6 protein-coding genes and 1 pseudogene are annotated in these 9,855 nt (G+C 41.0%); 6 read left to right on the top strand and 1 reads right to left on the bottom strand.

The window, feature by feature from the left end; all coding sequences use genetic code 11:
• The 6 genes and pseudogenes from CDG56_RS15950 to CDG56_RS15925 all read left to right on the top strand — a co-directional run.
• Nucleotides 1-140, top strand: a pseudogene (locus CDG56_RS15950) (IS4 family transposase); the annotation flags it as partial.
• Between the two features lie 128 nt (nt 141-268).
• Nucleotides 269-3,832, top strand: coding sequence for a DNA polymerase III subunit alpha (gene dnaE, locus CDG56_RS15945; RefSeq protein WP_087548406.1), 3,564 nt, complete (start codon nt 269-271; stop codon nt 3,830-3,832).
• 13 nt (nt 3,833-3,845) lie between these two features.
• Nucleotides 3,846-4,685, top strand: a complete 840-nt coding sequence (locus CDG56_RS15940) for an RNA methyltransferase (RefSeq protein WP_005160643.1) — start codon at nt 3,846-3,848, stop codon at nt 4,683-4,685.
• Nucleotides 4,682-5,494 (top strand): serine O-acetyltransferase, encoded by an 813-nt coding sequence (cysE, locus tag CDG56_RS15935; protein WP_005160644.1) that lies wholly within the window; start codon nt 4,682-4,684, stop codon nt 5,492-5,494. Before CDG56_RS15940 ends, cysE begins: the two co-directional genes overlap by 4 nt.
• Before the next feature lie 114 nt (nt 5,495-5,608).
• Nucleotides 5,609-6,514: an ABUW_2363 family tetratricopeptide repeat lipoprotein gene (locus tag CDG56_RS15930; RefSeq protein WP_087548405.1), complete on the top strand. Its 906-nt coding sequence runs from the start codon at nt 5,609-5,611 to the stop codon at nt 6,512-6,514.
• 116 nt (nt 6,515-6,630) lie between these two features.
• Complete coding sequence (locus CDG56_RS15925; RefSeq protein ID WP_087548404.1) at nt 6,631-8,649, top strand: esterase/lipase family protein; 2,019 nt, start codon at nt 6,631-6,633, stop codon at nt 8,647-8,649.
• Between the two features lie 48 nt (nt 8,650-8,697).
• On the opposite strand, the gene ahpF is transcribed toward CDG56_RS15925, so the two are convergent.
• A partial coding sequence (ahpF, locus tag CDG56_RS15920; protein WP_143225736.1) for an alkyl hydroperoxide reductase subunit F occupies nt 8,698-9,855 on the bottom strand: 1,158 nt, incomplete at its 5' end.

Here is a 9,855-nt window from a genome sequence, read left to right as displayed (position 1 = left end):
CAGTAAGTTTATTTCGCTACGGTTTGGACTATGTTCAAATGGCTATTCTACGTTTGATTGGTTTTGGAAAAAAAGAAGAATTTAAGAAAGTGCTCGCAATTTTAAGGAAGAAAAAGCCTGATAGGACAAGGGCCCTATGAAATTTGTCGTGTACAGAGTTAATTTATAAAAAGCACAACACAAATAGACAGTTTGCCAAAATATTAAGCATGCCATTTTCGGTTTGCATGCTAAACTATGCATTGCTTTGAAAAAGGATAGTCCTTCTATGCGGTTTGTTCATCTCGGTATCCATACAGAATTTTCGATTACGGAATCGATTGTTCGCATACCTGATTTGGTCAAAGCTGCCGTTAAAGATGACATGCCTGCGCTTGCATTAACAGACTTATCCAACTTGCACGCTGCGGTGAAATTTTATGAAGCTTGTTTAAAAAAAGGCATTAAACCTGTTTTAGGCAGTGTCATTCGACTAAATGACGCAGAGCACCGCGCAACCTTATTAGCTATGAGCAGTAAAGGTTGGCGAAATCTAACAGAAATCGTATCTCGGGGCTTTATTGAAGGACAACAACTTAGTATCCCATGCGTACAAAAAGAATGGATACTTGAACAATCAGAAGATTTAATTGTATTGCTTGGACAGCATAGTGATGTTGGCAAAATACTTTGTTCATCCAATCCACAAAAAGCAGAACCTTTATTAGAAGCATGGATTGAAAAGTTTGGTAATCGTGTTTATTTAGCATTAACACGTACTGAACGTGTTGGTGAAGAAGATTTTATTCAACAAGCCGTTAAACTCGCTGCTAAATATCAAATTGGTGTCGTTGCACATAATGATGTTCACTTTGTTGAACAAGATGATTTTGAAGCACATGAAGCACGTGTGTGTATTGCCGATGGTTATGTCCTTGGTGACGATAAACGTCCTAAGAATTATAGCTCTGAACAGTACTTTAAAACTGGTGAGCAAATGTCTGAACTATTTTCAGACATCCCTAGTGCCATTGAAAATACCTACCATATTGCCAAACGTTGTAATGTTACCTTACAACTCGGGACTTATTTCTTACCTGATTTCCCGATCCCAGATGGCTATACCATCGACACTTATTTCGAACATTTATCTAGTACAGGTTTAGAGGAACGCTTAAATCACCTTTACCCTATTGCTGAACGTGATGAAGATTGGGCTGAAATTCGTAAACCTTATGATGATCGTATCAAGTACGAAGTTGATATTATTTTAAAAATGGGTTTTCCGGGTTACTTCCTGATCGTCATGGACTTTATTCAATGGGCCAAAAATAATGGTGTGCCTGTAGGTCCTGGCCGTGGTTCGGGTGCTGGTTCATTAGTTGCCTACAGTTTAAAAATTACTGATCTAGATCCATTACGTTATGATTTGCTTTTCGAACGTTTCTTAAACCCTGAACGTGTCTCAATGCCCGATTTTGACGTCGATTTCTGTATTGCAGGTCGTGACCGAGTAATCGAATATGTCGCACAAAAATACGGTCGTGAAGCCGTTTCACAGATTGCGACTTTTGGTACGATGGCTGCAAAAGGCGCAATCCGAGATGTTGCACGTGTCTTAGGTAAGTCTTATGGTCTGGCTGACCGTATTTCCAAAATGATTCCGACCAAGCCGCTTGGCGTTGATCTAGTCACTGCGATTGACATGGAACCACAGCTCAAAGACATCGTGACCAACCCATCAAACCCTGATAATGATGATGCTGCTGAAATTTGGGAAATGGCACTTAAGCTCGAAGGCATTACACGAAACACAGGGAAACACGCAGGTGGTGTAGTCATTGCACCCGGAAAAATTACCGATTATTCAGCGGTACTGTGTGAAGCAGATGGAACAAGTCGTGTTGCGCAATACGATAAAGATGATGTTGAAGCAGCAGGTCTGGTTAAATTTGACTTCTTAGGTTTGCGTAACCTCACAGTTATTGAAGATGCGGTTCAAAATATTAATAAAAGAATCAAATCTGAAATTCCTCTCGAAATTGCAAATGTTCCATTAGATGACAAGGATGCTTATTTAGTCTTTGCGGACGCAAATACAACTGCGGTGTTCCAGTTTGAATCCGTCGGCATGAAAAAAATGCTCAAGGAAGCAAGACCGAGTAAATTTGAAGAAATTATTGCTTTCGTTTCTTTATACCGCCCCGGTCCAATGGATCTAATTCCAGACTTTATCCATCGTATGCATGGTGGTGAGTTCGAATATCTACATCCATTGCTAGAAGGCGTACTTGAACCTACCTACGGGATAATGGTTTACCAAGAACAGGTGATGCAGGCAGCACAGTTCTGCGCAGGCTATACACTTGGTGGTGCAGATTTACTTCGCCGTGCCATGGGTAAAAAGAAACCTGAAGAAATGGTTAAACAGCGCCAAATCTTTATTGAAGGTGCTGCAAAAAAAGAGATTGATGAAGCGACAGCAAACCATATCTTCGACTATATGGAAAAGTTCGCAGGTTATGGATTTAACAAATCACATGCCGCAGCCTATGCCCTTGTTGCCTATCACACTGCATGGTTAAAAGCACATTATCCTTCAGAATTTATGGCGGCGGTTTTATCATCAGAAATGCAGAATACTGACAGTATCGTATTTTTAATTGATGACTGCCGTAATAATAAATTAGAAGTGCTACCGCCTTCCGTAAATATGTCTTTGTATCATTTCCATGCTAGTGATGAGAAAACCATTGTTTATGGTCTCGGTGCAATTAAAGGTGTCGGCGAACAAGCGATGCAATCGGTCATCGACTCACGCATCAATGAAGGCCCATACAAGGATTTATTTGATTTCTGTCATCGAATCGACCTGAAAAAAATCAATAAACGTACCTTAGAAGCCTTAATTCGTGCAGGTGCATTGGATTGTTTAGGCATTGAACGCTCAAGCTTAATGGCTCAATTACCTGAAGCTGTTCAAGCGGCTGAACAAGCACGAAGTAACCGCGAAACGGGTATCATGGATTTATTTGGTGAAGTTGAAGAAGTTCAACGCAAACCTGCTAAACCTGTGAAACCGTGGTCAGACGAAGTTCGCCTTAAAGGTGAAAAAGATACGCTTGGATTGTATCTCACTGGTCATCCGATTGATGTCTATCGTCCAGAATTAAAATCGTTTATTCCAGCAAAATTAAATGAACTAACACCTACTCGTCGTGGTGTCACGACCGTCTTTGCTGGTTTAGTCGTTGATATTGCCAACTTCCCGAACCGTATCATGATTACACTAGATGATGGTACTGCTCGTGTGGAAATCAGCTGTAATCATGAGCGTTTTCAACGTTATAAAGAAATCGTTCGTCTAGAACAAGTCATTGTTATCGAAGGCGAAATCTACGAACGTGAAGGCTTTGATCGCCCAATGGCGCGTTTAAGTAAAGCGTTTAATTTAAATGATATCCGCCAAAAGCGTGCCCAAAGTATTCAAATTCGTCTCCCTCAAGATTTAATGACCAAATCTTTAGCCAAAGATTTACAGGCAATTTTATTACCTTATTGCAATGTCGATATGTGTCAGCATATTGCTTTACAAATCCAACTTGAACAAAGCTTTGCGACAGCAGAGTTGCATCTAGGTCCGCGATGGAAAGTCGCACCTTTAGATGAGTTGCTAGGCAAGCTACGTGATTATTTTGGTAAAGACGCGATTTTTATTGAATATCAAGTGAAGTCAAAAGCTGCAAAGGTAGCAGAAGCGCCTAAAGTAACGACAGTTGCACCACCACCTGAAAACATGTCTATAGATGAAGCACTTGATCTGTATCAAGCTGAAATCTCTCAATACTCTTAATTTTGGATGATATATGAATCTGTTTGACTCAAATAACGTGTCTAAACACTTGGATCATGTGCGTATTGTGATGGTCAATACCACCCTACCAGCCAATATTGGTAGTGCCTTACGCGCAATGAAAACGATGGGTTTATCTCAACTCGTTTTAGTTGCGCCTAAAACCTATCCACACCCAGATATTGATGCTTTAGCAGCGGGTGCACAGGATTTAATTGAAAAAATTGAAATTGTTGATACTTTAGAGCAAGCTATTCAAGACTGTCATCTCGTGTTTGGAACCAGCGCACGTAGTCGTACCATTCCATGGCCGTTACTGGACGTACGTCCTGCTGCAAAAGAAGCGTTACAAGCTGCAACTCAACAACAAAATATCGCTATTGTTTTTGGTCGTGAAGACCGTGGTCTCACCAATGAAGAACTTGCTTTAGCCAATTATCACTTAACCATCCCAGTTAATCCTGAGTATGGTGTTTTAAATGTCGCACAAGCGATTCAAGTCATTTGTTATGAGTTGAGAATGGCTGCACTCGAACAAAATACGCAACAAATGACTGTTGTTCCAGATGATCACATGCAACTTAAACAACAACAGAGCATGGAATGGGATGAGCCATTAGTAACACAAAAACAAATGGAAGAATTCTATCCTCATCTAGAAAAAATGCTGACTGAAATCGAATTTTTAGATCCAAATAATCCTCGTTTACTTCCATTACGCTTACGTCGCCTGTTCGGAAGGATACAATTAGATCGTATGGAATATCATTTATTGCGCGGAATTTTCAGCCGCGTACAGGCTTTAGCCAAAGGCTCATGGAAACAAACCAATTCGGAGGATCATGCCCAATGATTAAACAGCTTAAAGAAGATATCGAGGCTGTATTTGCACGTGATCCTGCTGCTCGAAATACACTCGAAGTTCTAACCACCTATCCTGGTATTCATGCTTTGATCATGCATCGTATGGCACATGAGCTTTGGAAAAAAGAGTACAAAGGTACAGCACGTTTACTCTCTTCATTTAGCCGCTTTGCAACAGGAATTGAAATCCATCCTGGCGCAAAAATTGGTAAACGCTTTTTTATCGATCATGGTATGGGCGTTGTCATTGGTGAAACAGCTGAAATTGGTGATGATGTCACGCTTTATCATGGAGTAACGCTTGGCGGCACAACATGGAATAAAGGCAAGCGCCACCCCACGCTTGAAGATGGTGTGGTGGTGGGTGCAGGTGCTAAAATCCTCGGTCCCTTTACCGTCCATAAAGGTGCAAAAGTTGGCTCAAATGCAGTCATCACCAAAGAAGTTCCTGAAGGTGTAACGGCTGTTGGCAACCCTGCACGATACATTTTCAAGGATAAAACCCAGATTGAGCAGGATGAAGCACGCCGCCGTGATTATGCTGAAAGCATCGGTTTCCAGCCTTATGCCACCACTCAGGATCAGTCAGACCCAATTTTAGAAGGTATTCGTGTTTTACTGGATCGGATGCAGCAAAATGAAAAGCGCATGAATACCCTTTGCCAGCGCCTCTCGCTACTAGACCCAACATTTAACGGTCAAAAACAGAAGACCCAGCCATTTAGTAAAGAAGAACTTAAAATTATTGAAGAAGTTAGACGTGAATGTGAAGCTCAGAGCAAAACTTCTTCGAACTAATCCAATTTATAAAAAATGTAACAAGCTTCTCGTTGCAAGTTGGTTTTGCTTTTCCTAGACTGGTAAAACCAACGACCGACCTAGTTAATTCACTAAAATTAATGGATGTAAAGCATGAATTTTAAGCCTTTGGCACTTCTTGTACTTTCAACTTTTGTTTTAACTGCATGTAGTACACCACCTCCTGTAAAAAAAGAAGTTGCGGCACCCCAACCTTTTGTATTCAAAGAACCTGATCCAACTCCCCCATTTTACGCTTTAAATCCAGTTAAATATGATGCGCCACCAAGTTTTGAGCTTGCAATTAAGGATGCAACAGCACAGCCTGTGACCAAAATGGTGGTAAGCCTACAGAATGACCCATCAAAATCAACCACACTTGAAGTGAACAAACTGATTGTGCCAACGGTCAACAGCAAACAGCGCAACATGAGATATGCCGTGCTTGCAGGCGATAATGAAGTTGATGTGACTGAAATTGATGATTTCCTGCAACTGGTTGAAGGCAAGGCCCGTCACTATCCACCACGTTTTACAGAACGCCAAGAACGTAAAGGTTATGAGGCAAAACTTCGCGAAATTACGCAGAAACTCGATGCTTTAGCAGAAAAGCCCAATGCTTCTCTGGATGTACTTACTCGTGCATTTAAAGCAAGCGTTATGGCACGTAATATGGACTTAGGTACAGCCTATACAACAAAATCTCTCAACTACGCACAGCGTATTCTTGCGATTAACCCAAATGACCCTGAAACTAATTTCTGGTTTGGTTTTGGTCTATCTGAAGGTGGCGGTCAACGTGAAGCGATTCCATATCTAGATAAAGCGATTAAAGGCGGTGTACAAGAAGCCTATCTTTCTGCCGCAAACAATTTTCTTTGGCTAGAACAAAAGAAAAATGCCATCCAGACCTTAAAGAACTATAAAGTGAAATATCCAGATGAAGCTGAAGTGGCTGACCGCCTGATTAGCGAAGTCGAATCTGGTAAGCGCTGGAACGTATGGCAAGTGCTGAACTGATTCAGATTTTTGTAAAAATAGACTGCTTAAGGTAGTCTATTTTTTTATGCCGATTGAAAAAGCAGCCGTTTTTCGTATTATAGCTTTAATCTTCGCACTTAATTTGCTGAATTCCGATGCTCGCATTTACTCCAAATTGTCGCCTCTTTGTTATTACCCTGCTGAGCACGATGGTGGTCGGCGGTTGTCAGGTGGTCAGCCTTAAACAACAGGCGATTGATGTCACCATTGCCAACGAACGTAACAGCATTTTAACCCAGAACAAATTGAGTGAAGCCAGCCTCAATGTCCTGTCCATGTCGGGCAAGGAAGCCAAAGTCTGCTCACAGACACCAAACGAATGTATTGCCGATCTGCATAAAATCCCGCAAATACAGGATGAACAGTTGCTCTCAACCGCAAGTGAGCTTTATCTGGCCAAATCTATGGCACTTTCAGATTCATCTGAATGTAAAGTAAGTAAGCTAACCAAGCATAAGTCTGAAGATGACCAGAAAATTATCCAGAAAAATTATGAGAACTGTTTAGATCAGCAACTGGAAAATCTGGATAAAAGTATCCGCTATAGCTATGCCTATTTATTTAAAACCGCCCGAAAACCACAGGAGCGAATTTTTGATAACCGACAAGTCCAGATTCGGGATTTCTACAATCAGGCACTGACCCAGTTGGTGAATGTGCATAGTCTAAGAAATCCCACCACCAATATTACCCCAACAATTAAAATTGGCAAAAGCACCTATACCCTTGATATTCAGTCTTATCAACGCCTACAGGACATGAAGCTTGAGAAGTTCATTTCCAGTTATAACATGAATTTTTCTGGATTAAGAGCAATTAACCGCCGTGATGGTTTCGGTTCTGATTTTGTCGCAGTTTTTCCATCGACAGACTCATTATCACAAGAAAATAAATACATTCTTAATCCTTTAACCCATGATTATCCTAAAGGGATAAATCCTAATATTCATAAAGCACGCTATTTAGCAGCCACAATTATTGCTCAACCGAAAAAATCGAATGCAACGATAGAAGATGTTTTAACAAATCCGAATTTTGAAATTAAGGTTTATGATCCTTATAGTATTGAGAAAGTAGAGATTGCCGGTAAACCATATTCATTAGCAGCAAATTTTTCTGCACCCTATGGTTTATGGCTAGCAGAAAACAATTTAGGTGCGGCTGCGTATTTGACCTTAATTGACCGCGATCAGCATTTGGCAATGCCGCATCTCTATATGCTGGAACCCTATAACCCGAATAAGAAAATCATTGTATTAGTACATGGTCTGGCAAGTAGTCCTGAAGCATGGATTGCGGTAACTAATGACATTATGGGTGATGCAATATTAAGAGAACATTATCAAGTTTGGCAAATTTTTTACTCTACCAATATGCCAATTTTGGAAAGCCGTTTTCAAATTTATGCTTTATTAAAACAAGCATTTGGTTCACTTAATCCCAAAGATGCAGCAGCCCAAGATGCAGTTTTAATTGGGCATAGTATGGGTGGAATTATTAGTCGACTTTTAGTGAGTGATGCAGATATTTCTAAACAAGCTTTAGAATTGATGAATAATCGCCAACAAACACGTCTAAGAAAACACGCTGTCATTGGTGAAAGACTCAAAATGAAACCAATTGAAAATTTTGATCGAGCTATTTTTCTCGCAGCACCACACCGAGGTACAGATTATGCAGACCGATGGTTTACTTTAGCAGCAAGAAAAATTATTAAAATTCCTGCAACTTTCTTAACGACCCTTGCAGATACGCTGGCCAGTTATGATGTTGATTTAAAAGACTTTGTCAAAACACTAACGAATGATGTCATTCAAAATGGACCAAGTGATCTAAGTAAAAAATCTAAATTTATGGAACTGACAGCTAGTATCCCACCCGAAAAAGGCTTAGTTTTTCATTCTATTATGGGCAATATTACTAAAAGTGATGATCCAAATGTCATTACAGACGGGATTGTTCCTTATAAGAGTGCACATTTAGATGGTGCTGTTTCCGAGAAGATCTTCACGGGTGGTCACTCTATTCAAGAAACGCCCGAAGCTGTGTTAGAACTTCGTCGCATCTTACGCCAACATTTAGTTGATCATGGTTTATATAAACCGAAGAATTAAGCACACTAAAAAAGCCCCAAACAATTGGGGCTTTTTTAATCAAATCATTTACACATCAGAGCGAATCATATAATCAAAAGCGGATAGAGACGCTTTGGCACCTTCACCTGTCGCAATGATGATTTGCTTGTAAGGCACGGTGGTACAGTCACCCGCAGCAAATACACCTTTGACATTGGTTTCATTACGATCATTGATCACAATCTCACCACGATTGCTGAGTTCAACCGCACTGTTCTTCAAGAAATCTGTGTTTGGTAATAAACCAATCTGCACAAAGATTCCTGCAAGCTCAACTGTATGTTCAACATCAGTCGCGCGATCTTTGTATTTCAACGCCGTCACTTGAGCACCATCTCCGACCACTTCAGTACTGAGCGCATTTAAGATCACAGTGGTATTCGGTAAGCTGTTTAACTTGTCTTGCAACACTTGATCTGCACGAAGCTTGGTATCAAACTCAACCAACGTCACATGCTCCACAATTCCTGCAAGGTCAATCGCTGCTTCTACACCAGAGTTACCACCACCAATCACCGCAACACGTTTGTCTTTGAATAATGGGCCATCACAGTGTGGGCAGTACGCCACACCACGGGTACGGTATTCCGCTTCACCCGGTACATTCATTTCTCTCCAACGTGCGCCTGTTGAAAGAATAATGGTTTTCGATTCAAGCTTAGCCCCATTTTCCAATTCAACTTCAACCAGACCATTGGCTGTCTGATCTGCACCTGTGATCTTGCTGACACGTTGCAAATTCATGATGTCCACACCGTACTCACGTACATGGGCTTCCATATCTTGAGCAAACTTCGGACCTACGGTTTTTTGAACCGTCGTGAAGTTCTCAATATCCATGGTATCCATGACCTGACCACCAAAACGTTCAGCGACGATACCTGTTTTGATCCCTTTACGTGCTGCATAAATCGCTGCTGTACCACCTGCAGGGCCACCACCAATCACCAATACATCAAAAGCATCTTTGGCATTGAGTGCTGCGGCATCTTTTTCAGCTGAGTTGGTATCTAGCTTCGCCACGATTTCTTCCAAAGTCATGCGACCTTGTCCAATATGTTCATTGTCTTGAAACACCATCGGTACAGCTAAGATTTTGCGTTCTTCAACTTCTTCTTGGAAGAAACCACCATCAATCATGGTCGCCGTTGCATTCGGGTTATAGATTGCAATCAAGTTGAGTGC

Source organism: Acinetobacter sp. WCHA39, from assembly GCF_002165385.1.
GTDB lineage: Bacteria > Pseudomonadota > Gammaproteobacteria > Pseudomonadales > Moraxellaceae > Acinetobacter.
Note: the sequence above shows the minus strand (reverse complement) of the source record. Positions and strands in the feature narration are given on the sequence as shown.